At 64.5% G+C, this 25,374-nt stretch carries 29 protein-coding genes; 12 read left to right on the top strand and 17 right to left on the bottom strand.

The window, feature by feature from the left end:
* The first annotated feature begins 31 nt into the window (after nt 1-31).
* Nucleotides 32-562 carry a helix-turn-helix transcriptional regulator gene (locus K1177_RS13760; RefSeq protein WP_224703944.1) on the top strand — a complete coding sequence of 177 codons (531 nt, stop codon included), beginning with the start codon at nt 32-34 and terminating at the stop codon, nt 560-562.
* A gap of 271 nt (nt 563-833) precedes the next feature.
* Here the strand turns inward: K1177_RS13760 and K1177_RS13755 are convergent, their stop codons facing one another.
* The 10 genes from K1177_RS13755 to K1177_RS13710 all read right to left on the bottom strand — a co-directional run bounded on the left by K1177_RS13755 (nt 834) and on the right by K1177_RS13710 (nt 9,392).
* Nucleotides 834-1,769: a BKACE family enzyme gene (locus K1177_RS13755; RefSeq protein WP_224703943.1), complete on the bottom strand. Its 936-nt coding sequence runs from the start codon at nt 1,767-1,769 to the stop codon at nt 834-836.
* A gap of 5 nt (nt 1,770-1,774) precedes the next feature.
* Nucleotides 1,775-2,794, bottom strand: coding sequence for a branched-chain amino acid ABC transporter permease (locus tag K1177_RS13750; RefSeq protein ID WP_224703942.1), 1,020 nt, complete (start codon nt 2,792-2,794; stop codon nt 1,775-1,777).
* Complete coding sequence (locus K1177_RS13745; RefSeq protein ID WP_224703941.1) at nt 2,791-3,654, bottom strand: branched-chain amino acid ABC transporter permease; 864 nt, start codon at nt 3,652-3,654, stop codon at nt 2,791-2,793. The genes K1177_RS13750 and K1177_RS13745 overlap by 4 nt, the downstream gene beginning before the upstream one ends.
* Before the next feature lie 5 nt (nt 3,655-3,659).
* Nucleotides 3,660-4,364, bottom strand: a complete 705-nt coding sequence (locus tag K1177_RS13740; RefSeq protein ID WP_224703940.1) for an ABC transporter ATP-binding protein — start codon at nt 4,362-4,364, stop codon at nt 3,660-3,662.
* Nucleotides 4,357-5,085, bottom strand: coding sequence for an ABC transporter ATP-binding protein (locus tag K1177_RS13735; protein ID WP_224703939.1), 729 nt, complete (start codon nt 5,083-5,085; stop codon nt 4,357-4,359). The genes K1177_RS13740 and K1177_RS13735 overlap by 8 nt, the downstream gene beginning before the upstream one ends.
* Before the next feature lie 53 nt (nt 5,086-5,138).
* Nucleotides 5,139-6,422, bottom strand: coding sequence for an ABC transporter substrate-binding protein (locus tag K1177_RS13730; RefSeq protein ID WP_224703938.1), 1,284 nt, complete (start codon nt 6,420-6,422; stop codon nt 5,139-5,141).
* Between the two features lie 69 nt (nt 6,423-6,491).
* Entirely contained in the window at nt 6,492-7,412 is a 921-nt protein-coding gene (locus tag K1177_RS13725) for a 3-hydroxyacyl-CoA dehydrogenase family protein (protein WP_224703937.1), read from the bottom strand.
* 2 nt (nt 7,413-7,414) lie between these two features.
* Nucleotides 7,415-8,209: an SDR family NAD(P)-dependent oxidoreductase gene (locus K1177_RS13720; RefSeq protein ID WP_224703936.1), complete on the bottom strand. Its 795-nt coding sequence runs from the start codon at nt 8,207-8,209 to the stop codon at nt 7,415-7,417.
* Nucleotides 8,206-8,553 carry a cupin domain-containing protein gene (locus K1177_RS13715; protein WP_224703935.1) on the bottom strand — a complete coding sequence of 116 codons (348 nt, stop codon included), beginning with the start codon at nt 8,551-8,553 and terminating at the stop codon, nt 8,206-8,208. The genes K1177_RS13720 and K1177_RS13715 overlap by 4 nt, the downstream gene beginning before the upstream one ends.
* Entirely contained in the window at nt 8,553-9,392 is an 840-nt protein-coding gene (locus tag K1177_RS13710) for a cyclase family protein (protein WP_224703934.1), read from the bottom strand. Before K1177_RS13710 ends, K1177_RS13715 begins: the two co-directional genes overlap by 1 nt.
* A gap of 166 nt (nt 9,393-9,558) precedes the next feature.
* On the opposite strand from K1177_RS13710, the gene K1177_RS13705 reads away from it, so the two are divergent.
* Nucleotides 9,559-10,335: an IclR family transcriptional regulator gene (locus K1177_RS13705; protein ID WP_224703933.1), complete on the top strand. Its 777-nt coding sequence runs from the start codon at nt 9,559-9,561 to the stop codon at nt 10,333-10,335.
* 123 nt (nt 10,336-10,458) lie between these two features.
* Here K1177_RS13705 and K1177_RS13700 read toward each other — a convergent pair whose 3' ends face one another.
* Complete coding sequence (locus K1177_RS13700) at nt 10,459-11,205, bottom strand: PRC-barrel domain-containing protein (RefSeq protein ID WP_224703932.1); 747 nt, start codon at nt 11,203-11,205, stop codon at nt 10,459-10,461.
* Between the two features lie 645 nt (nt 11,206-11,850).
* Here K1177_RS13700 and K1177_RS13695 point away from each other — a divergent pair.
* On the top strand, nt 11,851-12,474 hold the full coding sequence (locus K1177_RS13695) for a sigma-70 family RNA polymerase sigma factor (RefSeq protein WP_224703931.1): 624 nt from the start codon (nt 11,851-11,853) through the stop codon (nt 12,472-12,474).
* Between the two features lie 65 nt (nt 12,475-12,539).
* On the opposite strand, the gene K1177_RS13690 is transcribed toward K1177_RS13695, so the two are convergent.
* Nucleotides 12,540-12,767, bottom strand: a complete 228-nt coding sequence (locus K1177_RS13690) for a hypothetical protein (RefSeq protein WP_224703930.1) — start codon at nt 12,765-12,767, stop codon at nt 12,540-12,542.
* A gap of 188 nt (nt 12,768-12,955) precedes the next feature.
* Nucleotides 12,956-13,252, bottom strand: a complete 297-nt coding sequence (locus tag K1177_RS13685) for a PRC-barrel domain-containing protein (protein WP_224703929.1) — start codon at nt 13,250-13,252, stop codon at nt 12,956-12,958.
* A gap of 270 nt (nt 13,253-13,522) precedes the next feature.
* Between K1177_RS13685 and K1177_RS13680 the strand changes: the two genes are divergently transcribed.
* Both K1177_RS13680 and K1177_RS13675 read left to right on the top strand, forming a co-directional pair.
* The gene (locus K1177_RS13680) at nt 13,523-14,083 is read left to right on the top strand and encodes an MgtC/SapB family protein (RefSeq protein WP_224703928.1); all 561 of its coding nucleotides are present in this window, start codon (nt 13,523-13,525) and stop codon (nt 14,081-14,083) included.
* A 3-nt stretch (nt 14,084-14,086) separates the two neighbouring features.
* Nucleotides 14,087-14,290 (top strand): DUF3008 family protein, encoded by a 204-nt coding sequence (locus K1177_RS13675; protein WP_224703927.1) that lies wholly within the window; start codon nt 14,087-14,089, stop codon nt 14,288-14,290.
* A gap of 46 nt (nt 14,291-14,336) precedes the next feature.
* Here the strand turns inward: K1177_RS13675 and K1177_RS13670 are convergent, their stop codons facing one another.
* Nucleotides 14,337-15,107, bottom strand: a complete 771-nt coding sequence (locus tag K1177_RS13670; protein WP_224703926.1) for a FadR/GntR family transcriptional regulator — start codon at nt 15,105-15,107, stop codon at nt 14,337-14,339.
* A 147-nt stretch (nt 15,108-15,254) separates the two neighbouring features.
* On the opposite strand from K1177_RS13670, the gene K1177_RS13665 reads away from it, so the two are divergent.
* Complete coding sequence (locus K1177_RS13665) at nt 15,255-16,655, top strand: M20/M25/M40 family metallo-hydrolase (RefSeq protein ID WP_224703925.1); 1,401 nt, start codon at nt 15,255-15,257, stop codon at nt 16,653-16,655.
* Nucleotides 16,656-16,709: 54 nt separating this feature from the next.
* Here the strand turns inward: K1177_RS13665 and K1177_RS13660 are convergent, their stop codons facing one another.
* Both K1177_RS13660 and K1177_RS13655 read right to left on the bottom strand, forming a co-directional pair.
* Entirely contained in the window at nt 16,710-17,072 is a 363-nt protein-coding gene (locus tag K1177_RS13660) for a DUF1304 domain-containing protein (RefSeq protein WP_224703924.1), read from the bottom strand.
* Nucleotides 17,073-17,238: 166 nt separating this feature from the next.
* Complete coding sequence (locus K1177_RS13655) at nt 17,239-18,555, bottom strand: NAD(P)H-dependent oxidoreductase (protein ID WP_224703923.1); 1,317 nt, start codon at nt 18,553-18,555, stop codon at nt 17,239-17,241.
* A gap of 153 nt (nt 18,556-18,708) precedes the next feature.
* Between K1177_RS13655 and K1177_RS13650 the strand changes: the two genes are divergently transcribed.
* The 4 genes from K1177_RS13650 to K1177_RS13635 are packed head-to-tail and all read left to right on the top strand — an operon-like array spanning nt 18,709 to nt 22,329.
* On the top strand, nt 18,709-19,086 hold the full coding sequence (locus tag K1177_RS13650) for an STAS domain-containing protein (RefSeq protein ID WP_224703922.1): 378 nt from the start codon (nt 18,709-18,711) through the stop codon (nt 19,084-19,086).
* Entirely contained in the window at nt 19,083-19,451 is a 369-nt protein-coding gene (locus K1177_RS13645; RefSeq protein ID WP_224703921.1) for a response regulator, read from the top strand. Before K1177_RS13650 ends, K1177_RS13645 begins: the two co-directional genes overlap by 4 nt.
* 34 nt (nt 19,452-19,485) lie before the next feature.
* On the top strand, nt 19,486-21,786 hold the full coding sequence (locus tag K1177_RS13640; protein WP_224703920.1) for a chemotaxis protein CheA: 2,301 nt from the start codon (nt 19,486-19,488) through the stop codon (nt 21,784-21,786).
* A 54-nt stretch (nt 21,787-21,840) separates the two neighbouring features.
* Nucleotides 21,841-22,329 carry a chemotaxis protein CheW gene (locus K1177_RS13635; protein WP_224703919.1) on the top strand — a complete coding sequence of 163 codons (489 nt, stop codon included), beginning with the start codon at nt 21,841-21,843 and terminating at the stop codon, nt 22,327-22,329.
* Nucleotides 22,330-22,494: 165 nt separating this feature from the next.
* Here K1177_RS13635 and K1177_RS13630 read toward each other — a convergent pair whose 3' ends face one another.
* The gene (locus K1177_RS13630; RefSeq protein WP_224703918.1) at nt 22,495-22,848 is read right to left on the bottom strand and encodes a hypothetical protein; all 354 of its coding nucleotides are present in this window, start codon (nt 22,846-22,848) and stop codon (nt 22,495-22,497) included.
* 167 nt (nt 22,849-23,015) lie between these two features.
* Between K1177_RS13630 and K1177_RS13625 the strand changes: the two genes are divergently transcribed.
* Nucleotides 23,016-23,606, top strand: coding sequence for a chemotaxis protein CheD (locus K1177_RS13625; protein ID WP_224703917.1), 591 nt, complete (start codon nt 23,016-23,018; stop codon nt 23,604-23,606).
* 242 nt (nt 23,607-23,848) lie between these two features.
* Entirely contained in the window at nt 23,849-25,366 is a 1,518-nt protein-coding gene (locus K1177_RS13620; RefSeq protein ID WP_224703916.1) for a methyl-accepting chemotaxis protein, read from the top strand.
* Nucleotides 25,367-25,374: the final 8 nt, after the last annotated feature.

The raw sequence follows: 25,374 nt of genomic DNA, 5'->3' as shown, positions 1-25,374 counted from the left end.
AGCTTCCCCTCCGGCCCCCGATCGCCCGGCGATGCGCTTTGGGCTGGGCGACATTCCCGTCCCGATGGTGTTTGCCACCCATCGCATCATCCGCGACTGCAATGCCGAGTTCGCGGCGCTGTTCGGCTTCGTGCGCGCCGAGCTGATCGACCAGAGTTTCTCCCGTCTTTACCCGGCGCTGGCCGATTTCGTCCGCACCGGCCAGATGTGGCGCAGCCACCTCCCAGGCGGGCAGGTCTATTACGACGAGCGGGTCATGGAGGGCGCGGATGGCCATCGCTTCTGGTGCCGGGTCAATGGCCGGTCCCGCAACAGCGCCGATCCGTTTGCCGAAGCCCTCTATTGCTTCGAGCCGATGAACCGGCCGGTGACCGAGGCCAAGGTGACCGGACGGCAGCGGCAGATCCTGACCCTTGTTGCGCAGGGCAAGACCAATGCGGCGATCGCAGCCGAGATTGGCCTCAGCAAACGCACCGTTGAAGCCCACCGCCTGCGCATGATGCGTCTGGTGGGGGTGCGCAACACGGCCGAGCTGATCGCCTGGTTCTCCACCTACAAGTGAGTGAACAAAGGACGCGCGCGCTGGCGGCGTAGGGACAGCGGATCGATTGCTAGCCGAATGGCAGTCCGGCCAGGTCTCTGGATCGCCACTGCTTGAGGTCGGTGTAGAGGCCTGCCCAGCCCGGCCGGTTCACCGGTGCGCTGGACTGGTCGGCCTTGGCCTGCGCTATGTCACGGCGACATTCGCGATCGACCCTGCGCAGGATGCGCCACCATCGCCGAAGGCCACGCCGTGTTTTTGCTGTGCGCATCGCGACCCCTGCATGATCGGTCTAGAAGGCAACCCTGTCGGCGCCCTTGAGCTGCAGCATGTCCCGAGCCTCGTCGGGCGTGGCGATCTGGCAGCCCAGGTCTTCGACGATGCGGCGAATCTTGGCGACCTGCTGGGCGTTGCTCTCTGCCAGCTTGCCGCGCGAAATGAACAGGCTGTCCTCGAGCCCGACACGGACATTGCCGCCCAGCTGGCTGGCCGAGGTCGCCAGGGGAATCTGGGCGCCGCCCGCGCCAAGCACAGACCATTGGTAGTCATCGCCGAAGAGGCGGTCGGCGGTGCGCTTCATGAAGACCAGATTGTCCAGTTCCGGGCCTATGCCGCCCAGGATGCCGAAGATGAACTGGATGAAGATGGGTGCCTTGAACAGGCCGGTGTCCATGCAGAACTTGAGATTGTAGAGGTGGCCGACATCGTAGCATTCGTGCTCGAACTTGACGCTGTGCTCGTCCCCCAGCGCCTTGGCGACGGTGGCAATGTCGCGGAAGGTGTTGCGGAAGATGAAGCTGTCCGAGTTTTCGACATAGGCCTTCTCCCAGTCGAACTTCCAGGTCTCGTAGCGCTTGGCCAGCGGATGGAAGGAGAAGTTCATCGAGCCCATGTTGAGCGAGCACATTTCTGGCGAAAAGCGGCGCGCTGGGGCGAGGCGTTCCTCGATCGTGTTCTGCAGGCTGCCGCCCGTCGAGATATTGATCACCGCATTCGTCGCCTGCTTGATGCGGGGCAGGAAGGCGGCAAAATGATCGGGATCGATCGAGACGCCGCCGTCGTGCGGTCGGCGGGCATGCAGGTGCAGGATCGCGGCGCCGGCCTTTGCCGCGTCCTCGGCCTGCTGGGCGATGTCGGTGGCCGTATAGGGCAAGGCATCCGACATCGTCGGGGTGTGGATGGCGCCCGTGATGGCGCAGGTGATGATGGTCTTGGCGCGCTTGGCCATGCTGGTCAGTCCTTGAGTTTAGCCACGACCTTGCGGCGCAGCGCAAAAAGCTGGATGTCGCTGCGGGCCCGCACCATGCCCCACAGGCCCTTGGGCGCCAGCAGCATGACGCCGATGGCGAAGGTGCCCAGAATGATCAGGTAGGTGGTTCCCAGATCGGCCAGGGTCTCGCGCAGCAGGAAGAAGACGATGACCCCGATGATGGGTCCCTCGACCGTACCGATGCCGCCGATCACGACGATGAAGATGACGAAGGCCGTCCAGTCGTTGACGCTGAAGGCGGCATCGGGAGAGATGCGCAGCTTCTGCAGAAAGATCAGGGCTCCGACGGCGGCCGTCAGCGCGCCGACGATGACGTAGATGGTGAATTTGGTGCGCCAGATATCGATGCCCAGGCTGCGGGCCGCCAGTTCGTTGTCCCGGATTGCGGTGAGCGCGAGCCCCTTGCGCGAGCGCAGCACGGCATAGATCACCGCCAGTACCAGAACGGCCATGGCCAGTGCCAGCCAGTAGCTTGTGGCTTCGCGGGCATCGCGCCCATCGGCGATGGATTGCACCACCGCCGTCGGCAGGCTGGTGCCGGAGCCGCCACCCAGGGCAGAGACCTGCGCCGCGACCAGACGGAACACTTCGGCCATCACCCAGGTGCCGATGGCAAAGTAGGCCCCCCGCAAGCGGAAGATCAGGGCCGCCACCGGCATGGCGACAAGGCCCCCGATCACGCCGGCGGCAAGCACGGCGACAATCGGGTTGAGCCCGCCAAATATGGTCAGCCCGAACAGTGCATAGCCGCCCAGGCCCACAAAGGCCTGCTGGCCCACCGAGACCAGACCGGCATAGCCGGCCAGCAGGTTCCACAGGCTTGCAAGGGACAGATAGAGCAGGATTTCGCCCAGCAGCCGCAGGTCGGAGCGACCCGCCCAATAGGGGGCCAGAACCAGCGCCGCCAGGACGATCAGGCCCAGCGTGGCCGCCACCCGGCTGGCCGCCGAGCTCTGGACGATTCTGTAGCGTGACGCGCTCATCCGTCCATCCTCGGAAACAGGCCCTTTGGGCGAACGGCCAGCAGGACCAGGAAAGCGATATGGCCGGCCAGCAGTTGCCAGCCGGGGTTGATCTGCGCGCCGACGGCCTGGCTCACACCCAGGATGATGCCGCCCAGCAAGGTGCCCCACAGATTGCCGAGCCCGCCGATGATCACCGCCTCGAAGCCGAAGATCAGTCGGCCGCCACCGATGGAGGGATCAAAGCTGGTGCGAATGCCCAGGAACACGCCGGCGATGCCGGTGACCGCCAGTGCCAGCGCCATGGCCAGGCCGAAGACATGCGCCCGGTTGAGCCCCATCAGCTGGGCAATCGCCTGATTGTCCGATGTCGCCCGGAAGGCGCGCCCCAGGGCCGTGTGGTAGAACATCCATTGCAGGCCGGCGATCACGCCGACGGCGGTGAGGAACATCAGCACCGGCAGCACCCCCAGCGTGATGCCGCCCACCGGGATGCTCGCGGTTTCCAGCGCGCCGGCATTCATCTTCTGCGGGTCGGCCGAAAAGACCTCGAGCAGGCCGTTCTGCAGGATGACCGAGAGGCCGAAGGTCACCAGCAGCGGGGCGAGCAGGTCGTCGCCGATGGTGCGGTTGAGGATGCCGCGTTGCAGGACGTAGCCGATCAGGGCCATGGCGGGGATGACAATCAGAAGGGACATCAGGGGGTGCAGGCCCAGGGCGCCGGTCACTGTCAGGCCCAGGTAGGCGGCCAGGACGATGAGATCGCCATGGGCGATGTTGACCAGCCGCATCACCCCAAAAATCAGGCTGAGGCCCGCGGCGAACAAGGCGTAGAGCCCTCCCAGCAGGCATCCCTGCACTATGGCGTTGAGCCAATCCATGGACGCTATACTCCGAAATAGGCGCGGCTGATCTGGGCGCGCGTCAATTGGTTGGAATGGCCCTGGAGGGAAACGCGCCCCTCCTGGAGGCAATAGACGCGCTGGCTGACCGCGAGCGCCTTGCCGATATCCTGCTCGACGATGATCGCGCTCATGCCGGTGCCGATGATGCCCGGCAGCGCCTCGTAGATGGTCTTGATGATCACGGGCGCCAGGCCCAGGCTGATCTCGTCCAGCAGCAGCAGGTCCGGGTTGGACATCAGCGCCCGCCCGATAGCCACCATTTGCTGCTGGCCGCCCGAGAGCGCCGTGGATGCGGTGGCGCGACGCTCCCTCAGGATAGGAAAGAGCTCAAACACGGTCTCGAGCGACCATGGTCCGGGGCGCCCCAGCTGGCCGCCGATGAGGAGGTTTTCCTCGACCGACAGGGAGGGGAACAATTGCCGTCCCTCGGGAACCAGCGCGATGCCGCGGGCTGCGACCTGGTCGGCCCGCAGGCGGCCGATCGGCTCGTTCCTGTAGCGGATCGCGTCCGGGCGATTGGGCAACAGGCCGGCGATCGATGCCATCAGCGTGGTCTTGCCGGCGCCGTTGGCGCCGATGATGGCAATGACTTCGCCGGGATCGACCTGCAGGTCGACGCCATAGAGCGCCTGGAAGTCCCGGTAGTGGGCATCAAGGCCCGCAACGACAAGCAGGGGCTCAACCATTGGCGTCGATCCCCAGATAGATTTCCTGCACCTGCTGGCTCGCCATGATCTGCTGCGGCTCGCCGTCGGCAACCTTGCGGCCGAAGTCGATCACCACCAGCCGGTCCACCACCGACAGCAGGGCATGCACGACATGTTCGATCCAGATGATGGTCATGCCGCCGGCGTGGACGGCCTTGATGGTCTCAACCAGCGCAATGCACTCGCCCTCGGTCAGCCCGCCGGCGATCTCGTCGAGCAGCAGCAGCTTGGGCTTGGCACACAGGGCGCGGGTCAGTTCCAGCCGCTTGCGCTCGAGCAGGGTCAGCTTGCCCGCGGGCACATTGGCCTTGGCGATCAGCTGGGTCTGTTCGAGAATTTGCAGACAATGGCGCTCCGCAGCGCGCAGCGACAGGTCGGCGCCCTGAGTCGCGGCAACCATCGCATTCTCGAATACGGTCATGCCGCCAAACGGCTGCGGCACCTGGAAGGAGCGGGCAATGCCGGCCCTACAGCGCCGGGCCGCAGACATGCGGGTGATGTCTTCGCCCGCCAGGACGATCCGGCCGCTATCGGGGGACATGGTGCCGGTGATCAGGTTGAACATGGAGGTCTTGCCCGCCCCGTTCGGCCCGATCACGCCCAATGCCTCGCCCGACTGCAGCTGATAGCTCAGGCCATCGGCGACGGTGACGGCGCCGAAAGCCTTGCTGACCTGGTCGAGTTGCAGAATGGTCGCCATAACGCACTTCCACGGTTGGTGGCGGCTGTCCCGCGCGGGGCGGGCCGGCCGGACTAGAGCAGCTTCATTTCGCCGGTCAGCGGAATATCGGGATAGGACGCGTTGGCCGTAATCTTGAGGTCGAAGGCCTCCCCGTTCCGCTGCCACTGGCCGGCGACCAGCGGCGTCTTGGTCACGTTGTTGATCGGGCCCTTTGACCAGTTCACCTCGCCCACGATTGTCGACAGCTGGGTGTCGGCGATGGCGGCGATGATGGCCTGACTGTCCTCCAGGTCCGCCGTGCGGGCAATCACATCGGCAACGACCTCGAACAGGGCGTGCTTGAAGCCGATGGGCTGCGTCCATGGGCGGCCGGTCGCGGCGGCGTAGCCTTCGGCGAGCTCGCGGGCGCTGACGCCGGTCAGGCTCGACGCGAAGGGGTGGTCGGGCGACCACCAAATCTCCGAACTCAGGCCGTCGCCACGCGCGCCCAGGCTTTCGATCACCGAAGGGAACAGGAGCGCCTTGCCGATGGTCACCACCTTGGGGGCGAAGCCCTGCTGGGCCGACTGGGCCCAGAAGGTGGCAAAGTCGGGCGGGATCATATTGCCGGTGACGATCTCGCAATTGGCGTCGCGAAAGGCCGAGATCTGGGCGGAGAAATCATCGGTCAGCGGCTGATAGCGACCGGGATCGACCAGGGTGTAGCCTGCTGCAGCCAGCGGCTTGGGAAAGCCCAGTTCCGCATCGCCCCAGGCATTGCCATCGGCATCATTGGGAAACAGCCCGCCGACCGTCTTGGAGACTCCCGCCTTGCCCCAGAGATCGAGGAAGGCGGCGATCACGTCTTCAAGGCCCCAGAAGAAGTGATAGGTGCTGGCAAAGCCCTGGCCGGGGACACCGCCACGCCCGAAGAAATAGGGCTGCCAGGGGCAGTCGGTGGTGATGCAGGGCACCTCATTGGCCTCGGCCTGGTCGGACACCGGATTGACAGTGTCGGGCGTGGAGGCTGCAACGATGATGTCGACTTCATCGTCGAGGATGAGTTCGGAGGCCACTTCGGCGGCGCGATTGGGGTTGGACTGGCTGTCCTTGGAGATGATCTCGACGGCCCAGCGCTTGCCGTTGTTTTCCAGGCCCCCGGCAAACTTGGCGTTGATGGCCTCCAGCACATAGTCATCGGCCTCTGCAAAGCCGGCCAGCGGGCCGGTGCGCGGGCTCACATGGCCAATCCGGATCACCGGTTCGGCAGCATAGGCGCGCGTGGCGTGCAGGATGGCCGGCATGGCCAATGCGCTGGCGCTTCCCGCCATGAAGGCACGGCGGTTTGGTCTGAGAAGGCTTAGCTTGGATCCCATTGTTCTTCCTCCTGTTCCGCTTGCATGGTCGGCGCTTCGGCCTTGTTCCACGCAGCGGTCTTGCTGCAGTTATCTCGGCATAGTCCTGTTCAACTGGACAAGATGCCGGGCAACCCGTTGCCGGGCGGCGTCGGCGTCCTGTTCGGTCCATTCGTGGAAACCCGATCCAGCCTTCATCCCCAGCCGTCCCTGGGCAATCAGGTCCGTGAGGTAGGGCGATGGTGCGGGGCTGGCCTCCAGATCGGCCAGCACGTTCTCATGTATCGCACGGGTCAGATCGAGCCCGATCAGATCGGCATTCTCGAGCGGGCCCAGCACCGCCAGGCGGCGTCCGAAGCTGGCCTTGATCACCGTATCGACAGCGGCTGCGTCGCAGATACCGTGCTCGACCAGCGAGATGGCCTCGCGCCACAGGGCGTGCTGCAGGCGATTGCCGATAAAGCCGGGGACATCCTTTTCCACCCGGACGGGCGATTTTCCCGCGTCGGCCAGCAAGCTCATGGTGGTCGCGACCGTTGCTTGGCTGGTGGCCTTGGTGCGGATGACCTCGACCAGCGGGATCAGGTGCGGCGGATTCCACCAATGGGTGCCCACGGCCCGGTCGCCGGTGGTCATCTGCGCCGTTATCGCGGTGATCGGCAGGACCGAGGTGTTGGAGGCCAGAATGGCATCGCGCGGGGCGGCGCGTTCCAGCCGTGCGAAGATCTCCTGCTTGAGCGCCAGGTTTTCGGGCGCGGCCTCGGTGACAAAGGTGGCGTCTGCGACGGCCTTGTCCAGGGAGTCCGTCGCCTCAATCCGCGCCAGGACTGCGGCGATCTGTTCGCTTTCGCCAATCAACGCCATGCTTTCGGCGATCCGGTCACCCAGCGCATCCAGCGATGCGGCGACCGGGTCATGGACGGCAACGGCATGTCCGGCGCGGGCCAGGCAGAGCGCGATGCCGTGTCCCATCAATCCTGCACCGATGACTGCGACGCGCTGGTTTTCCATCATCATCCCGCCGTATAGCCGCCGTCCGCATAAAGGACGTGGCCGGTGTAGAAATCGGAGGCCTTGGAGGCCAGGAACAGCAGCGGACCGATGAGGTCCTCGGGCTCGCCCAACCGCCCCTTGGGCACGCGGGACAGGAAGCCTGTCCGCACCGTCTCGGCCTCTGGCGCGTCGGCAAACATCCAGGCGGTCAGAGGCGAGCGGAACACGGTCGGTGCGATGGCATTGACTGTGATGCCCATCGGGCCCAGTTCGCAGCCCAGGGCCCGGGTTATGCCGTCCACGGCAGCCTTGGAGGCGCAATAGGCGGTGTAGCCGGCCGGATGACCCAAAAGGCCCCGGGCCGAAGACATCAGCACGATCTTGCCGCTGCCCTGGGCCTGCATGATCGGTGTTGCTGCCCGCGCCAGCATCCAGGACTGGGTCACATTTGCATCGATCACCTGCGCAAAATCGCTGACCGGCATGTCGGCAATCTTGGCAACCTTGTTCATGCCCGAGGCGACCACGAGGATATCGAGGGCGCCGAATGCATCTGTTGCTGCCTGCATCAGGGCCTGGCAGGCGGCTTCGCTGTCGGGACGCTGGTTGACGCCCACCACCTCGGCCCCAAGGGCTGTGCATTCCGCAACGATCTGGGACAGAAGGTCGGCCTTGCCGGCGGCAAGCACCAGGCGGCAGCCGGCGCCCGCCAGTGTGCGCGCCGCAACTGCCCCGAAGGCGCCCGACGCCCCGGTGATGACGGCGACCTTGCCGGCAATGTCGAACAGCTGGGCTGGATTGGCAAAAGCACTCATGTTGTCACCGGTGGATAGGGGATGACCACGATGATGGCGCAGACGCCATCAGAAGCATTGATGATTTCGCGCACCTCGTCGGGCGCAATCGTGCAGCTGTCCCACTTGCTGAGCACCGTCTCCACTCCGCCCACCCGGACCGTCAGCTCCCCCTCGAGCACCACATAGACTTTCTCAAAGGGCGTGCTGTCCGGCCCTGCTCCCCCACCGGGGTCGAAGCGGGAAAGCCCAACCCATTGATTGACCGGACCACCCGGCTCGAAGCCCTGCAGCCGCAGGCCGACGACACCGTGATGGTTCGGCGCCTGGTAAGGTTGCGCGTCGGCGAAGCGTTTGACCAGCATCAGAAGGACTCGCCAGCTTCGATCCGGTAGCTCTGGGCCTTGTCGATCATGGCGACCAGCCGGATGATGCAGCCGTCGCCGCGGTCCCAGTTCCAGGGGAAAAAGGCAAAGGTGCAGCGCTTGCCGGTGACCGCATCGAGGTCGCCGCCGACATTTTCGATGCCCAGGATACCGGCCTTGAACAGGATCTGGTGCACCGGCTCCCAGAGCGGGAAGTCGTCCTTCCAGTCCCGCCCGCCGGACCATTCGAAGTATTCTTCCTTGAGATGGGGCAGCAAGGGGCCGTTGCGCTGCGGCCCGATGGCGGTGGCCAGGGGATGGTCATTGGCCTGGGTGTCATGGCCGACGACCTTGATGCCCTTCTGCACCATCCATTCACCCGCCGATGGCACGAAGCCGGGGCAATAGGCGAAGTAGTCGCCGTCCTCATATTGCTTGTGCCAGCCGGTGTTGATGATCAGCACGTCATTCTTGCGGATCACATGGCCGCAGGCCTTTTCGAGATCCTCGCCGGTGATGGGTTCCCACTTCTTCTTGGGCAGCGAGACCACGATGCCCGAGCCGAAGAAATGCGGTAGGGGAACCTCGTCGATGAAGGGCGTGCCCTGCACCACATGGGCCGGTGCGTCGATATGGGTGGTGGCATGCATCGTGGTGGTGATGCGCTGGCTCAGCACGCCCGACTTGGCCATGTAGTGGATGCGCTCGATCTGCGTGTCCTGGAAATAGGGCCAGTTGGGGTTCTGGAAACCGAAGCGATGGCTGAGGTTGTAGAACTCGAGCCCCATGGCGTTGTCCAGGTTGGCCTGGAAGTCGATACCCCTGATGGTGACGGTCATTTGGACATGCCTCCTCGTGGCGCCACCGGGGCGCATTTCTCATAAATCTAAGGCTGGTTCCTCCCCGCCTTCTTGCCTAAAGTGATACGACCGCACCGCATTGCGGTCAACATATTTCCGCAATACGGTTACATTGTATCGTATTGCGGGTTTTGGAGTGTTCAAATTGTCGAAGGTAGATTCTGCCGCCGAGGCGTCCGAGGGCGACGCATCGCGAAGCGGCATCCAGGTCATAGCGCGCGCTGCCGCCATATTGCGGGCCCTCAAGGACAAGCCGACCGGCATGAGCCTTGGGCAGATTGCCGAACAGGTGGGTCTGGCGCGCTCAACGGTGCAGCGCATCGTGGCGGCCCTGCAGACCGAGCGGCTGGTCATCGCCACCGGCCCCACTGGCGGGCTGCGCCTCGGCCCCGAGCTGCAGGCGCTTGCCGGGGCGGCCCGCTACAATATCGTCGAAAGCTGCCGCCTGCTGCTGTCGGAGCTGTCGCAACGCACCGGTGAAACCGCCGATCTTTCGGTGCTGCGGGCGGGCGGCATGATCTTTCTCGACCAGGTACCCGGCACGCACCGGCTTCGCGCCGTCTCGTCCGTGGGCGAGGTGTTTCCCTTGACCACCACGGCCAATGGAAGGGCGTGCCTGGCCATGCTGGACAATGACAAGGCCGAAAAGCTCATCCGGCAGGAGCTGTCCCGCCGCCAGCGCAGCGAGAGTGTCGCCGACGTCATGGCCACGATCGAACAGGTGCGCCAGAGCGGCCTGGCCTATGATCTGGGCGAACACACCGAGGGCATCTGCGCCATCGGCATTGCCTTCCGGGACTGGGTTGGGGACATCCATGCGGTGTCGGTTCCCGTCCCGGCGGCACGGTTCGAGGCGCAGAAACAGCCTGTGGAAGCGGCGCTGCGAGGGCTGAAGCCCGAACTCGCCCGCCTCGTGGAGTGACCAGGGGCCTGGGGTCTTGCCCCCGCTCGCGGTGCAATGCGTCGCCCACAAAAAGCCCCTGGAGCACGGGGCTCCAGGGGCCTTGATGGCTTGCGCGCAGACTAGGCTGCGCGCATTGCCGGCTTAGTTGGCCATGGTCGAAGTGGTGGCGCCCAGGGTTGCCGGATCGTTTTCGTCATAGACCGGCAGGGCTTCGATCTGCTCGCGCGTCCAGGGCAGGTAAACCCGGGTCTCGCTGTCATTGGTATAGACCGTCAGATCCGAAACCGGCACTGCCGAGCGGTGCTGGCCCATGCCCAGGAAGCCGCCGACATCGACCACCGCGTGGGTGATGGTCTGCGGGGTCATCGAGGCAGCAGCATCGGCCTCGGCGGCAGGTGCCGCGGGATCGGCCGTCACGGCTGCATCAGCCGACGCGGCAGGGTCTGCGGCCATGCCATCGGCAGGCTGCATGGCATCGGCGGGAGCGGCTTCCGTACCCGGAACCGTGGTTTCCACGGCGGCGCTGGAATCAAACACCAGATCGCTCACATTGCCGATCGAGTCGCCATTGGCATCATAGATGGTGGCGCCGATCAGATCATCGGCGGTCAGCACCACGTCCTGGCGGACGAAGCCCTCGGGGGCATTGATCTCGGGCATGGCCGGGGCCGCAACCTGGGCGTCGGTGGTCACTTCAGCCGCGGGAGCAGCCTCGGTCTGGGTGGTCACTTCAGCGGCCGGTGCGGCCGGCGCAGCCTCGGTGGTGACGGTCGTGTCGGTGGTCACGGTGGCGTCAGCGCCAGCGGCAGGGGTCTTGGTGTCCTGGGCCAGGGCGGGGCCGGCAGCCAGCAGAGTGACAAGGGCCGTCGTAACAAGAAGATTCTTCATCGAAATATCCTTTCGAGACGTGCCGCCGGGCCGCGGCGGCGCGGGTTGAACGGTGAGGCCGGCCACAGGCGCGTCTGGCTGAGGGAGCCAGTGCACCTGCGGCGCCCCACCGGATGGCCAGGACGCAAGAAGTGCAGCCCGGCCTGGTGGGTGGTCGCCGTGTCAGCCGCGTCAGCATCGGGGGAGATGTCTGCGCCGCCTGTCGTCGACCTACGATCAGTCCAACCGGCGGGGGCGCAGATTGTTCCCGAGCGACGTCGAAAAAAACGCGGGGTGCGGTTGGACATGCAGCGGCAGACCCTGTCTATGGCGCTGAATTGAAAAGGATTTTTCCGCTGGCACGTGCCTGAATATCGGCGTGCATTTCTTGCTATCGGGGGCGTCTCGCCCCTTGCCGCAGGCGGTGCAGACGGGCTGTGGGGAGGTGCGCCAGACTATCGGCGCCTTGCCTGTCGCGGCCGCCAGCAATGGCCTTGCCTCAGCAAGTCCTTTTCCTTGCCACAAAATAAACCACTATGGTCCCTATCAATATCAATGAAAGCAATCCGGCTTCCTGCTGATTGCAGATCACCTGAAGATATCCCGCGAGGCGCCCGGGCTTATTTGCCAAGACGCGGCCGGCGAGACCTGGAACAGGAGACCTACATGCCCCAGTGGATGACCAGCGCTCAGAAATTGACGACGACTGCCCCCGCCTGGCGCGGGATCGCCCCGACGTCGCAGGTTTGCGACGACGATCTGTCGACGCAGCCAGAAAGTGGTGACGTCAATGCGTCCAAGGCTGCCGGTCAGCGCCGTGGCGAAGAGATTGTCGGCTATATTCCGGCCCTGCGTATCTTTGCCCGTTCGCTGTGCCGCAACCAGGTCGAGGCCGATGATCTGGTGCAGGAGACGCTGCTGCGCGCCATCGAGCGCGCCGACCAGTTCGAAGCCGGCACCAATCTGCGCGCCTGGCTCTTCACCATCATGCGCAACCGCTTCTACACCAACTGGAGCCAGCGCGTGCGCGAGCCCACCGGTGAAAAGGACTGTATCTCGGTGGAGCCGCAGGCCAGTGCCGAGACGCAGACTTGGCATTTGCGCATGCGCGAGATGGAAGCGGCCATGGCCGATCTGCCCAGCCAGTACCGCGAAGCCCTGATGCTGGTTGCCGTGCTGGGCGAGAGCTATATCGAGGCGGCACAGATCCTGGGCTGCGACATCGGCACCATCAAGAGCCGGGTCAACCGGGGCCGTGCCGCGCTGCGTGACACGCTCGATCAGGACTGATCACAGCAATTTTCGGGGTTCTTGCAGGCGCCGGCGCTGAAATGCGCAGGCGCCTTTTTCCTGTGCTAGTGGGTGCCGCGGCGGGTCTTTGGCGGGCGCTGCGCGTTGGCAGCTGGCGTTTCGAGCACTTCGCCGAGCGCTAGCGCCAATATCCTGAGCCGGTCAGGCACGGGCTCGGCTGCAGCGGCGGCCATGATGCCGCGCGCCTTGGCACTGATATCGGCGCCCGTGGACGTCTCTGGCTTGGAGAGATCGAGCGCATCTGGCGGCGTTGGCTTCCCGTTGCGATCCATTGGAGCTACCGGTCTTGGCTAATAAGTTCCGTGATCATACACCTTTTGGCTCGCAGATGCGAGGCCTGAGGGGAATGCGCCTGCTGCACGGCCGGTGCCGGCATGGCCCACGGGATAGAAAGACGGCGCGGACCAGCCGCGCCGCCAGGCTAACATGCCGCCGGATTACCGGCTTGGCAGCGGGACGCTTAGTCCTTGTGCTCGGGCATGTCCTCGAGCTGCTTTTTGGTCCAGCTGGTCGCGCCGTGGACCTCGCCCTTTTCGTCGCGCATCAGGCGGACCTGGTCGGCATTGATCAGCACGGGCTTGGCGCCCAGGCCGAGAAAGCCGCCGACATCGACGACGATATCGGTGCGATTGGCCGACTGATGCACATGGGAGATGGTGCCCACCTTGTGGTCGTCGGCGCCATAGATGGGGGCGTCGGCGAGAACGGCCTGGTTGATGTCCTGGCGCGGCAGAAGCGTGTGGGTGCTGTGATCCATAATGTCCTCCTTTGGGTTTGACATATGTCCCCCTGCAAAGGGGGGCGATGAAAGTGCCGGGGCGCGTGGGGACCAGAGCGGTCCGCCGGTGTCGTCGCCGTGCAGTGGATGCGCGAGCATCGCGGTGCGGGCGTCAGCAGGTCTGGCGCGGCGGCATCTTCATGGGGTAAACCGGTGAGCGCGGCATTTGTTCCGAAGTTTTTTGCCTGTTTTCTGGAACAGACCGGCCTCACGCGGGTTTGAAAAGAAACGCACCCCCGGAGCATGCCCATGTTCGAAAACGCAGCGCAGCTGCTGAGCGACGAGTTTCGCGACCCCTTTGTTGCCGTCCATATCGAGGTGGCCGTGCTGCGGCTGCTGTTTGCTGCCGGCCTGGGCGCGGCGATCGGTTTCGAGCGCGAGATTCATGCCAATTCGGCCGGTTTGCGCACGCATATGATTGTCGCCATGGCGGCCTGCCTGTTCACCATCATTGCGGCTGAAATCATGGCGGATCACTCCGGCGGTGGCGCCACCGTGCAGACCGATCCGCTGCGCCTGATCGAGGCGGTGACGGCGGGCGTAGCCTTTCTGGCTGCCGGCTCGATCATCACCTCGGGCGTGCGGGTCACCGGGCTCACCACGGGCGCCGGCATGTGGATGGCCGGTGCGATCGGGCTGGCCTGTGGCATCGGGCTTTTGCCCCTGGCGATCCTTTCCACCGTGCTGGCGGTGGTGGTGCTGTGGCTGCTGCGGCGGCTGTCGCATGGTGTCGGCCATCGCTATCGGGCAGGCGCGCTGCCCGGCGAGGCAAGCCAAACCAAGGCCAGCAATCAACACGAAAAGGAGTGACCCATGCCCGCACGATCAAAGGCCCAGCAGAAGGCGGCCGGTGCCGCCCTTTCGGCCAAGCGTGGCGAGACCAAGCCGGACGCGCTGGTCGGCGCCTCCCGGGAGATGTTTGACAGCATGAGCGAGGCCGAGCTCGAAGAGCTGGCATCCACATCGCGCAGCGACCTGCCCGATCGGGTGGATGACGACGAAGACGACCGCGACTAGATCGCGTCACTCTGGACTTGAAACGAATTGGGCTGCCCGGGCGCCCTCAGGCGCCTTCGCCCTCCATGCGGGCAGCTGCGCGGGCAAAGCCTGTGCTGATCACGGCTTTCATCGCGTCGCGCGCCTCGTCGGCGTCGCCGGCCTTTATGGCCTGGGCAATGCGGGCATGGGCGGCCACGGTGGCCTCCATGGCCTGGGGGTCGCGCACCGGCGAGCTGAAGGTGAAAGCGGCCGTCAGGGCCAGTTCCACCAGCGTGCTGATCGAGGCCATGAAGGGATTGCCCGTCGCCTCGGCCACGGTGCGGTGGAACTCAAGGTCGGTGCGGGCGAATTCTTCAGGCGTTGCCGCCTCGCCCATGCGGCGCGCGCAGTCGAGCAGGGCTTCGGCCTGTTCCGGCGTGCGGCGCCCGGCGGCCAGCGCCGCCGATTCCAGCTCGATGCCGATGCGGATTTCCGAGAGACTGCGCAGAAAGGCGAGATCGGGGCCGGATTCGAAGTGCCAGGCCAGCACGTCGGCATCAAACAGGTTCCAGCGCGCATGCGGCAGCACGCGGGTGCCGATGCGGGCGCGCGCCTCGATCATGCCCTTGGCGGCCAGGGTCTTGAGCGCCTCGCGCAGCACTGTGCGCGACACAGCGAATTGCTGCAGAAGTTCGCTGTCGGAGGGGAGAATCGAGCCTTCGGGATAGTCGCCGCGCACAATGGCCACGCCCAGATGCCAGAGCACCTGGGAATGCAGGTTGCGCAGCGGCACCCGCCCGGCGATGGCGGCCATCAGCTCGCCCGATGTGCGCTGATCCTGCGGTGGGCTGGCCATGGCATGTTCCCCTCTTGGCGTGGCTGCCGTTCCGGCGGCGGTCATTAGTGTTACTATATGAACTAGCCGCTCCCCGTCGCCGAGACAAGCAAGGCTGGACAGGGCGGGTCGGCTTGGACAGTGTGGCGGCAAAAAGGAATCGCATTGATGTCTGACACCAAAGCCGCCGCTGTTGACCAGGTCCTTGCCGCAGTCGATGCCGGGCTCGAGCAGAGCCTGGAACGCCTCTATGGCCTGTTGCGCATCAAGTCCATCTCAACCGACCCGGCCTATGCCGCCGAATGCCAGCGCGCCGCCGACTGGCTGGTGCAGGAGCTGGACGGTATGGGCTTTGCCGCCAAGGCGCATGCCACGCCCGGCCATCCGGTGGTGGTGGCCCATGGGCCCGAGCAGGCGGGGCCGCATGTGCTGTTCTATGCCCATTATGATGTGCAGCCGGTCGATCCGCTGGCGCTGTGGCATAGCGACCCGTTCGAGCCGGTGCTGACCACCGATGCAGCAGGCCGCAAGATCATCGTGGCGCGTGGCGCTTCGGACGACAAGGGCCAGATGCTGACCTTTATCGAAGCCTGCCGCGCCTGGAAGGCGGCGACCGGGTCGCTGCCGGTGCGCATCTCGCTGATGCTTGAAGGCGAGGAAGAAAGCGGCGGCAAGAACCTGCCCCCCTTCATGGAAGCCAACAGGGATGTGCTGGGCGCCGCCGACGTGGCGCTGGTGTGCGACACCGACATGTGGGATCGCCAGACGCCGTCGGTCACCACCATGCTGCGGGGCCTGGTGGCCGAGGAGATCACCGTCACCTGCGCCAACAAGGATCTGCATTCGGGCATGTTCGGCAATGCCGCGCGCAATCCCAATCAGGTGCTGGCCGAGATCATCGCCAGCCTGCGTGCGCCCGATGGCAGCGTGACGCTGCCCGGCTTTTACGACGATGTCGCCGAAATCAGCCCGGCGCTCAAGGCGCAGTGGGCGGGTCTTGGCTTTGACGAACAGGCGTTCCTGGGCGAAGCCGGGCTGTCGCTGCCGGCCGGCGAGGCCAATCGCAGCGTGCTCGAAATGCTCTGGGCGCGACCGACCTGCGAGATCAATGGCATGATCGGTGGCTATACCGGGGATGGCTTCAAGACGGTCATTCCGGCCAAGGCCAGCGCCAAGATCAGCTTCCGCCTGGTGTCGGGCATGGATCCCGAAAAGATCCGTGCGTCGTTCCGTCGCCACGTCGAGGCAATGATCCCGGCCGATTGCTCGGTGAGCTTCCATGCCCATGGCGGCTCGCCGGCGATCACCGTGCCCAGCGATGGCGTGCATCTGCAGCAGGCGCTGTCAGGTCTTTCGGCCGAATGGGGCAAGCCGGCCGTCATCACCGGCTCGGGTGGCTCGATTCCCGTCGCGGGCGATTTCAAGCGCATCCTGGGGCTCGATACGCTGCTCATCGGCTTTGCCCATGTGGATGACCAGATCCACAGCCCCAACGAGAAATATGATCTCGAGAGCTTCCACCGCGGCATCCGGAGCTGGGTGCGCGTCCTGGCGGCCTTCGCGGCCTGATCGCTATGCGCGTTTCGCCATCCCCGGCAGGGGATGGCGATGCTGTTTGGCGGGCTAGAGGAAGATCAGCGCCAGGATGGTGACCACCGCCGGCACGGTCTGGATGAACAGGATCTTGCGGCTCGAGGTTGCCGCACCGAAGAGGCCCGCCACGGCGACACAGGCCAGGAAGAACAGCTGGATCTGCCAGGCGAAATAGGGATCGGGATAGACCAGGCCCCAGATCAGCCCGGCGGCCAGGAAGCCGTTGTAGAGCCCCTGGTTGGCGGCCATCACCTTGGTGGTCTGTGCAAACTCGGGGCTGAGGCCAAAGGCCTTGTGGCCTCGCGGCGTGGTCCACAGGAACATTTCCAGCACCATGATGTAGAGATGCAGCAGCGCCACCAGGGCGACGAGGATGGTTGGAATGACGTGCACGGGACTGGCCTCTGGCTGAACGTGTCCCCACCAGGATGGTGGGGCGCAGGGTGTCATCCTCTTCTCATGTCCGCCTGCCTGCGGGCAAGCGACAGATGTGCTGCGGTTCGGGCTAACCCGATGTCAGCCGATTGAACTGAACAGAGACTGCTGGCGCACTGGGCTGCTAGAGCAGGCCCAGCATGCGATCCTGCGCCTGGCGCAGGGCAAAAAGGCGCGTGCTGGTGTCGGGCTGGCTATTGGCCGTGGTCAGCAATTCGCCCTTCTTGACCGCGGCGGTCACCTTGCCGCCTTCCAGCAGGCCGACCGGGACGGCCTTGGCAGCGCGGCTGTCGGCGATGGTCATGGTATAGCTGCGGTAGCAGGTTTCCCCAATGGCATCAAAGGTTTCGCCCGGCTTGAGGTCGCGCTTGGCGACGGCGCAGACTTCGGCGACGGGGTTGGGCAGGGGCACCATGTCGGGCTTGCCGTGCAGCATGATGCGCGCGCAGGTCAGCGGGACTTCCAGGCTCGTCAGGTGATAGGGCCGGAAGAAGGCGTAATAGGGCCCGTGGCCGATGTGCAGATCATCCATCCGCTCGATGATGCGGGGGTGCTCGGCCTTGACGATAACGAAAACACCGGGGGCGACGCCCTTGCCGACGGTGAAGTCGACAACGCCCATCTTGTTCAGAATCCCGCCATCAGCCTTTGGAATCAACACCTTGGCCATGTCGTCGCGGTCGGTCCTGGGGCCGTGCATGCCCGGCACATCAGGCACCAGGCCCGTGGCATTGGCGATGGCGGCCATTTCCACCATGGTCTTGGAGCCATCCACGAACTCCACCAGCATGCGGGGGTTCATGTTGCGGCGGGTGGCTTCCTCGCGATAGTCGTCGGGCACGGCGTCATGCTTGAGCGGATTGTTCTTGCCCTTGCCGGCCGCCACGATCGGCAGGCCCAAGGCCGAGACGAATTCGATGAGCTCCATGCAGGAACTCGGCTCGTCGCCGGCACCGACGGAATAGATCACGCCCAGCCGGTCGGCCTGGGCCTTGAGATAGGGCCCGATGGTCACGTCGGCCTCGACGTTCATCATCACCAGATGCTTGCCGTGTTCCATGGCCAGCAGGTCATAGTCGGCGGCCACGCCCGGCTTGCCGGTGGCGTCGATGACGACGTCGATATTGGGTGTGGTGACAAGGGTTTCGGCCGAGGTGATGGCAATCTTGCCGGCCTCGATGGCGGCAGTGGCCTGGGCGGGGGAGTCTGCCACCTTGCCGCGCGAATCCTCGCCATAGGCGATGGTCATGGCCTCAAGCGCAGTATGCGGTCGACGGGTGGCAATGGCCGCCATCTCGATGCCGGTCATCAGCGACATCTGGGTCACCAGATCGGTGCCCATTTCACCCGACCCGATCACGCCGACGCGGATGGGCTTGCCGGTTTGCGCCCGTGCAGCGAGGTCGCGGGCAAGTCCGGTCAGGGCGATTGATGAAGTCATAACTGGTCCGATCGAGGCTGGTGTGCCTGCCTAGCGCCGAGCCTGTGTGCAACGCAAGAAAAACCGCGCGCAGCGGTTTGCGCCACGCCTTGCAGGGGCATGTGTCAAATGTTGATTTGGTAGACCTTGTCTTGACGCAATCTGCAGCGTGTCTTGTTTGTTCCGGACCGGAATTTAGCACTTCTTAAACCGTTCCAGTGGAAACTGCCCGTGGAGAAACTCTGGGGGCTCTCATTCGCCATGGTCAAACAGGCCGGAAAATCCGTCGCGCTGCCCGCAATCGTGGACCTCGATTCCCTCGAGGGCGTCCGCGACATGCTGGTGGATGCGCTTGATGAAGGTGCCGTGACTATTTCTGCCAATGCGGTGGAGCGGGTGAGCACCAATGCGCTGTTCATGCTGATCAGCGCGGCGGAAACGGCGCGCAGGAACCATTTTGAATTCGCGATAGAGCAGCCGAGCACGGCTTTTGCTGCCGCTGTCGAGCGGCTGGGCCTTGATGCCCAGTTTTCCGGGATGATGAGAGGATGACGACTTTGCGCGTTCTGACCGTGGACGATTCGAGAACAATTCTCGCCATGCTGCATCACACGCTGAGCAATGCGGGGTTTGAAGTCCTGCAGGCTGAAGACGGGCAGCAGGGCCTGGACGTGCTGATGAAGGAATCGGTGGATGTGGTGATCACCGACATCAACATGCCGGTGATGGATGGCATCGAGTTCATCCGTCATGTGCGGGCCACCGGCAATCACCAGAGCCTCCCCATCCTGATTCTGACCACCGAGACCAGCCAGGACAAGCGCGAGCTTGGCAAGGCTGCGGGCGGCACGGGCTGGATCGTCAAACCGTTCGATCCGGAAAAGCTGATCTCCGTCATTCACCGTGTAGTCCACTAAGCATCCAGAGCCCTCTAGGGTTGGACGGTTTCGTATGAGCGATCTCGACGACTTCAAAGCCACCTATTTCGACGAATGTTCCGAGCTCCTGAACGAGCTGGAGGAGCAGTTTGCCGCCATCGAGGCGGGCGAACGCGATTCCGACCGGCTCAACGCGGTGTTCCGGGCCATTCACTCGATCAAGGGTGGTGCCGGTGCGTTCGGTTTCTCCGCTCTGGTCGGTTTCGCCCATGCCTATGAAACGCTGCTGGATTATGTGCGCGACGGCCGGGTCGAGCTGACCGACGATGTCTGCGCCCTGTGCATCCGCGCCAATGACATCATCGCCGACCACGTCAAGGCGGCGCAGTCCGGCGACGTGCTCGATGCCGACTACGGCATGGAGGAAAAGGAGCGCTTCGACGCCCTGGCGCGCGGCGAGGCTGCCGATGACGACGAGACCGGTGGCGAGAGCATCGAAGAGTTCGACATCGACTTCACGCCCGTGATGGTCAATCTGGACGCCGTCGAAGAGGTTGCCGAGGCGCCGGCCGCGGAAGACGCTTTCGATACCGCGCCGCTGCAGCCCGAAACGGGCCATTGGGAAGTCACCTTCACCCCGCATCGCGCGCTGTTCGAGCGCGCCAATGATCCGCTGCTGCTGTTCCGCGAGCTGGCGCTGCTGGGCCAGATGCATACCCGCGCCGTGCTGGGTGAAATTCCGCCGCTGGCCAATTTCGAGCCGTTTGCCGTCTATTGCACCTGGGAAATCAGCATTGTCTCGCCCACGGTGACCGAGGCCGCGATCCGGGAAGTCTTCGAGTTCGTCGAAGGCGACTGCGACATCACCGTGACGCAGGTTGGCGCGCCCGCTGCGGCGGCCCCCGTTGCCAAGGCTGCCCCTGCCGCAGCCGCCGATGATGGACTGGATCTGCTGGCACTGGCCGATGACGAAGTGGGCGTGCCGGCCGCGCCTGCCGCCAAGGCCGCCGCGCCCAAGGCCGATGCTGCCGCACAGGACAAGTTTGAAGAAGCGCCGGGCCTGAGCTTTTCCGAGCTGGCTGAAACCATGGCGCCGCCGCCCAAGCCGGTTGCACCGCCGCGCGCCAAGCCGGCGGCGATCGCGCCGGCTGCCGCTCCGGCCGCCGAGGGCGAAGACCATGGCACGCGCGCCGTCGGCGTGCAGTCGATCCGCGTCGACCTCGACAAGGTCGACCGCGTGGTCAACATGGTGGGCGAGCTGGTGATTACCCAGTCCATGCTCACCCAGCAGATGGATGAGACCCTGCGCGCCCGCTACACCGAACTGGTGCGCGGCCTTGAAGTGCTGGCGCAGACCACGCGCGGCCTGCAGGATTCGGTGATGGCCATCCGCGCCCAGCCGGTCAAATCGGTGTTCTCGCGCATGCCGCGCCTGGTGCGCGAGCTGGCCACCAAGACGGGCAAGAAGATCAAGCTCGAGACCATTGGCGAGAACACGGAAATCGACAAGACCGTGATCGAGCAGCTCAGCGATCCGCTGACCCATATGATCCGCAACTCGGCCGACCACGGCATCGAGCAGCCCGATGTGCGCCTGGGCCGCGGTAAGAGCGAGACGGGCACCATTCGCCTGTCGGCCGAGCAGGCCGGTGGCAATATCCTGATCATCGTCGAGGACGATGGCGGCGGCATCAACCGCGAGCGCGTGCTGCAGGTGGCGCGCGACAAGGGCGTCATTCCGCCCGATACCAATCCGACCGACGAGCAGATCGACCAGCTGATCTTCGCGCCTGGCTTCTCGACGGCCGCCGAAGTCAGCGACCTGTCCGGTCGCGGTGTCGGCATGGACGTGGTGCTGAGCAATATCAAGAAGATCGGCGGCTCGGTGCATGTGCGCTCGTCCACCGGCAAGGGCACGCGCATGACGCTGCGCCTGCCGCTGACGCTGGCAGTGCTCGATGTCATGCTGGTCAAGGTCGGCGACAGCCCCTATGTGGTGCCGCTGTCCTCGATCGTGGAAACCATCCAGGTGTCGCGCGCCAGCTTCGAGCGTGTGCCCAGCGGCGGCCAGGTGCTGCAGGTTCGCGGGGAATATGTGCAGGTGATCGACCTGGCCAAGCGCTTCGACATGAAGAGCCAGACCGATCAGGACAGCCGCTTTGTGGTGTTGTGCGAGGCCGAGGGCAGCCAGAAGGTGGCGCTCATCGTCGACGACATCATTGGCCAGCAGCAGGTGGTGATCAAGTCGCTCGAGGAGAACTTCGAGCGCGTCGAGGGCATCGCCGGCGGCACGATCCTGGGCGACGGCAATGTCGCGCTGATCGTGGATGTGCAGGGACTGAAGACTCAACTGATCCACAAGAATGCGGCCTGACGGCCGATTGTAAAAGCGTAGCCGTCCAGAACCGGCGGCAGAAAGGCAGACGAAATGGAAGCGCTCAATCTGCGCGACGACATGGGCGAGAATTCCGCTATCGCCGCTCACAATTCGATGCAGCTGATCGCGTTCTCCATCGGGGAACAGACCTATGGTGTCGAGATCACCACCGTGCGCGAAATCCGCGCCTGGAACGGGGCGACGCCGCTGCCCAATACCCGCGAGTTCGTGCGCGGCGTGATCAACCTGCGTGGCACCATCGTGCCGATCTTTGACCTGCGCGCCCGTTTCGGCGACGGTCCGACCTCGCCCACCAAGAACCACGTCGTGGTGGTGATGAGCGTGGGCGACAAATGGGTCGGCATCCTGGTGGATGCGGTCAGCGACATCCTGACGGTCTCGCGCGAGGACATCCACAATGTGCCCGAGGGCAATTCGGTCGATACCGAACTGCTCAATGGCATTGTCACCCATGACAGCCGCATGGTCGGGCTGATCGACCTGCATGCCGTGGTGAGCGGCGCCAAGCTCGACGGCTAGTCCGTCCCAGTCATGGCCGAAACAGCAAGGGCGCCGCGAGGCGCCCTTTTTTTGCCGGCTCAGCGGCGCCGATCAAATCCATGCAACGCAAAATCCCGCGTCCCTTATGGGTGCGCGGTGTTGGCTGCGGCCGGGCCGCAAATCATCGGCTAGGAGGGCAGAGACCTAGAACAGGTCGACGTCACCATGGGCCTGGTGGGCGGCAATGCCGGACAGGGCTGGAACGCGCAGTTCATCCAGGGTCAGGCTCGCCCAGACTTCGTCATAGACGCTTTCGGGAGAGGACGGGGGCAGGATGGCAAACTGGCGTGCGGCCAGCGCCAGGTTGTGGCAGCGCTGCTCGATTCGGTCCTGACCCTGCAGGGCCGTGATGATCATGGCCACGGCGTCGCGGACGGAAGCATCTTTGTTCAGCTTGCTGTCGGCAAGAATCTCGAGCGCGTCGGTAATGCCTTCGAGCATGGCTGCGCTTTGGCGCGCCGTCTCATCGAGTTCTTTTGCCAGTTTTTGCAGTGACATGTACTTCTTGTCCTTACCCCGTGCTGCCACACTATCCCGGGATTTCTAAAGCAGGCCTTGCAATCTGTTGGCGGGAACTGAGACATCGAACGATGTGGTTAGCGATTGGATAACGAGTTTAAAGCTACCATCGGAACAATTAAGTTACCGCGGCCAAGAGAGCGCATATGGCACTGCCGAATTCCCTGCCACCTGAATTCGATCGTGGCGTCGTCACCACCGTGCATCAGGGTGAGTGCCACGTGTCGGGCGATGTTGACCTGACGTTCTCGACCGTTCTTGGGTCGTGCATCTCTGCCTGCGTGCGCGACCGTGTCGCCAATGTGGGCGGCATGAACCATTTCCTCCTGGCCGAGCAGTCCGGTTCCGCCAAGGATCGCTATGGTGCCTCGGCCCGCTATGGCGCCTTCGCCATGGAACAGCTGATCAACAAGGTGCTCAGCAAAGGCACGGGCAAGAAGTCCAATCTAGAGATCAAGGTCTTCGGCGGCGGCAAGATCAATGCCTCGCTCGATGATGTGGGCCTGAAGAACATCGAGTTCGTCCGCAGCTTCATGGCTGACGAAGGCTATATGATGATGGGCGAAGATCTGGGCGGCAATTATGCCCGCCGGGTCCTGTTCAAGCCCTATTCCGGCCGGGCCTTCTGCAAGCGCCTGGACAGCGATGTCGGCGCCAATGTGGCCCGCGAAGAACTGGCAATCGCCAAGCGCCGCGTCGTGGTTGCTCCGCCGGTGGACGATATCGAACTGTTCTAGGCGCCTCGCCAACCGCATTTGTCTGAAAGGCCGCCAACTCTGGCGGCCTTTTGCTTGCTGGGCGGTTCCCTGAGAGCCAGCTGGCAAATATGCGTCAGAATGGGTCACAAGTTGAGAGTCTGACAATTTAGATTAGCAAAGCCTTTCCCATGCGGGCGTTGCTATAGAGTTGGTTAACCATTGCGGGTTTAGGTTTGGAGAATGTCCAAAACCATGCCGCTCTTCGGTATTTCGGCTCTGTCATGTCCAGTCTGCGCCTTGCCCTGATCATTGCGGCCGTCTGGCTGGGTGCGGCCGCGCTGGCCTGCGTGCTGGTGCTGCTGACGCCGATGGGGCCGGTGCAGCTTGGCGTCGTGGCGGGCCTGTTGGTCGTGGCCATTGCAGTGACGCTGGCCCTGGCGATCTGGCTCGACCGGCGCGCCAATCGCATGCTGGTCGAGGTGGCCCTGGCGGCCGGGCTCAGCCAGCGGGCCGACGAGGTGCTGACCATTTCCGACATTGTCGGGCGGCTGGGCAAACGGCTCGAGCGGGCACATCATTTCAAGAGCGCCATTGGCCATGTGCATCAGCCGGTCATCGTGGTCGATGAAGGCGGGGTGATCCTGGCCGCCAGTGCCGGCATGGGCCAATTGGCCGCCGGCGTGGTGGAGGGCGCCACCGTCGATGTGCTGTTCGGCCCGGGCTATCTCGACGCCGGGGGCGGCGTGCCGGAAGAAACCATGGCCATGCTCGGCGGACGGCGCTACGCGGTCCGCCGCTATGCCATTGCGGCCAACCGTCATTTGATCGAACTGGTGCCGGCGGGCAGCTATATCGAGGATGATGAGCTCGATGCCTTTGTGGGCGCCCTGGCCGCCGGCCAGACCGGCTTTCGCTTCGATGCGGCGGCTGTGGAGCGCAATCCGGCCATGGGGGCGCTCAATACCAGCCTGGGCGCACTCGACGCGGGGCTGCACCAGCTCGACGGGGTGATCCAGGGGCGCGACGATCTGGCTGATGCTTTCGAGGGGCCCTTGGGGCTGATCGCGCGGCGCGCCGCCGATGTGCTGTCCGCGCTCGGCGACCAGCTCGACGAGGAGCGCGCCCTGCGGCGCCGGCTCGAGGGGCGGCTGGCCCAGGTCAGCGAGCTGGTCGAGGGCTTTGAAGCGCGTCTTAAGCGTATGGGAACCGTGTCGGAAGAAAATCGCGACGATGTCGGCTCGCTCGGTTCGGCCATCAAGTCGGGCTCCCAGCAGGTTCGCCAGGCGCAGAGCATGGGGCGCATCGCCCAGGAGCTGGCGGGCGACGCCGAGCTGGCCGCGCAGCGCACCGGCCAGGTCGTTGTCGAGATCGACAAGATGACCTTGGACATCGACAAGATGGTGCAGGCCATCGAAGATGTTTCGTTCCGCACCAATATGTTGGCGCTCAATGCTGCTGTCGAGGCGGCCCGCGCCGGTGAAAAGGGCGCCGGCTTTGCCGTGGTCGCAGACGAGGTGCGTCAGCTGGCCCAGCTCACCAGTCGATCCGCCAAGGATATCCGATCTGTACTCGGGCGCGGCCGCGCCCAGGCAGAAACGGGTGTGGCAGAGGCGCTGTCACTGCAGAATATGCTGACAAATCTCGAAGCCCATTTACGCAATCTAAGTAATGAAACCGACACTATAGCCACCACCATTGGTCAGGGAGAGACGGCTTTGGGCCGACTGGCCGGACGAATGGGATCGAGTGGCGCGTCTGCGGAGCCGACAAGTGTGTCGGTGCGGCGAGCCAGTGCTTAGACGGGCGC

This window comes from Devosia aquimaris, assembly GCF_020169335.1.
GTDB classification, from domain to species: Bacteria; Pseudomonadota; Alphaproteobacteria; order Rhizobiales; family Devosiaceae; genus Devosia; species Devosia aquimaris.
This window is presented reverse-complemented; position numbering and strand designations above follow the sequence as displayed.

Coding starts and splice junctions, on each gene's coding strand:
- K1177_RS13760 (WP_224703944.1), top strand. CDS start 32: ATGCGCTTTGGGCTGGGCGACATTCCCGTCCCGATGGTGTTTGCCACC.
- K1177_RS13755 (WP_224703943.1), bottom strand. CDS start 1,769: ATGGCCAAGCGCGCCAAGACCATCATCACCTGCGCCATCACGGGCGCC.
- K1177_RS13750 (WP_224703942.1), bottom strand. CDS start 2,794: ATGAGCGCGTCACGCTACAGAATCGTCCAGAGCTCGGCGGCCAGCCGG.
- K1177_RS13745 (WP_224703941.1), bottom strand. CDS start 3,654: ATGGATTGGCTCAACGCCATAGTGCAGGGATGCCTGCTGGGAGGGCTC.
- K1177_RS13740 (WP_224703940.1), bottom strand. CDS start 4,364: ATGGTTGAGCCCCTGCTTGTCGTTGCGGGCCTTGATGCCCACTACCGG.
- K1177_RS13735 (WP_224703939.1), bottom strand. CDS start 5,085: ATGGCGACCATTCTGCAACTCGACCAGGTCAGCAAGGCTTTCGGCGCC.
- K1177_RS13730 (WP_224703938.1), bottom strand. CDS start 6,422: ATGGGATCCAAGCTAAGCCTTCTCAGACCAAACCGCCGTGCCTTCATG.
- K1177_RS13725 (WP_224703937.1), bottom strand. CDS start 7,412: ATGGAAAACCAGCGCGTCGCAGTCATCGGTGCAGGATTGATGGGACAC.
- K1177_RS13720 (WP_224703936.1), bottom strand. CDS start 8,209: ATGAGTGCTTTTGCCAATCCAGCCCAGCTGTTCGACATTGCCGGCAAG.
- K1177_RS13715 (WP_224703935.1), bottom strand. CDS start 8,553: ATGCTGGTCAAACGCTTCGCCGACGCGCAACCTTACCAGGCGCCGAAC.
- K1177_RS13710 (WP_224703934.1), bottom strand. CDS start 9,392: ATGACCGTCACCATCAGGGGTATCGACTTCCAGGCCAACCTGGACAAC.
- K1177_RS13700 (WP_224703932.1), bottom strand. CDS start 11,205: ATGAAGAATCTTCTTGTTACGACGGCCCTTGTCACTCTGCTGGCTGCC.
- K1177_RS13695 (WP_224703931.1), top strand. CDS start 11,851: ATGCCCCAGTGGATGACCAGCGCTCAGAAATTGACGACGACTGCCCCC.
- K1177_RS13690 (WP_224703930.1), bottom strand. CDS start 12,767: ATGGATCGCAACGGGAAGCCAACGCCGCCAGATGCGCTCGATCTCTCC.
- K1177_RS13685 (WP_224703929.1), bottom strand. CDS start 13,252: ATGGATCACAGCACCCACACGCTTCTGCCGCGCCAGGACATCAACCAG.
- K1177_RS13680 (WP_224703928.1), top strand. CDS start 13,523: ATGTTCGAAAACGCAGCGCAGCTGCTGAGCGACGAGTTTCGCGACCCC.
- K1177_RS13675 (WP_224703927.1), top strand. CDS start 14,087: ATGCCCGCACGATCAAAGGCCCAGCAGAAGGCGGCCGGTGCCGCCCTT.
- K1177_RS13670 (WP_224703926.1), bottom strand. CDS start 15,107: ATGGCCAGCCCACCGCAGGATCAGCGCACATCGGGCGAGCTGATGGCC.
- K1177_RS13665 (WP_224703925.1), top strand. CDS start 15,255: ATGTCTGACACCAAAGCCGCCGCTGTTGACCAGGTCCTTGCCGCAGTC.
- K1177_RS13655 (WP_224703923.1), bottom strand. CDS start 18,555: ATGACTTCATCAATCGCCCTGACCGGACTTGCCCGCGACCTCGCTGCA.
- K1177_RS13645 (WP_224703921.1), top strand. CDS start 19,083: ATGACGACTTTGCGCGTTCTGACCGTGGACGATTCGAGAACAATTCTC.
- K1177_RS13640 (WP_224703920.1), top strand. CDS start 19,486: ATGAGCGATCTCGACGACTTCAAAGCCACCTATTTCGACGAATGTTCC.
- K1177_RS13635 (WP_224703919.1), top strand. CDS start 21,841: ATGGAAGCGCTCAATCTGCGCGACGACATGGGCGAGAATTCCGCTATC.
- K1177_RS13630 (WP_224703918.1), bottom strand. CDS start 22,848: ATGTCACTGCAAAAACTGGCAAAAGAACTCGATGAGACGGCGCGCCAA.
- K1177_RS13625 (WP_224703917.1), top strand. CDS start 23,016: ATGGCACTGCCGAATTCCCTGCCACCTGAATTCGATCGTGGCGTCGTC.
- K1177_RS13620 (WP_224703916.1), top strand. CDS start 23,849: ATGTCCAGTCTGCGCCTTGCCCTGATCATTGCGGCCGTCTGGCTGGGT.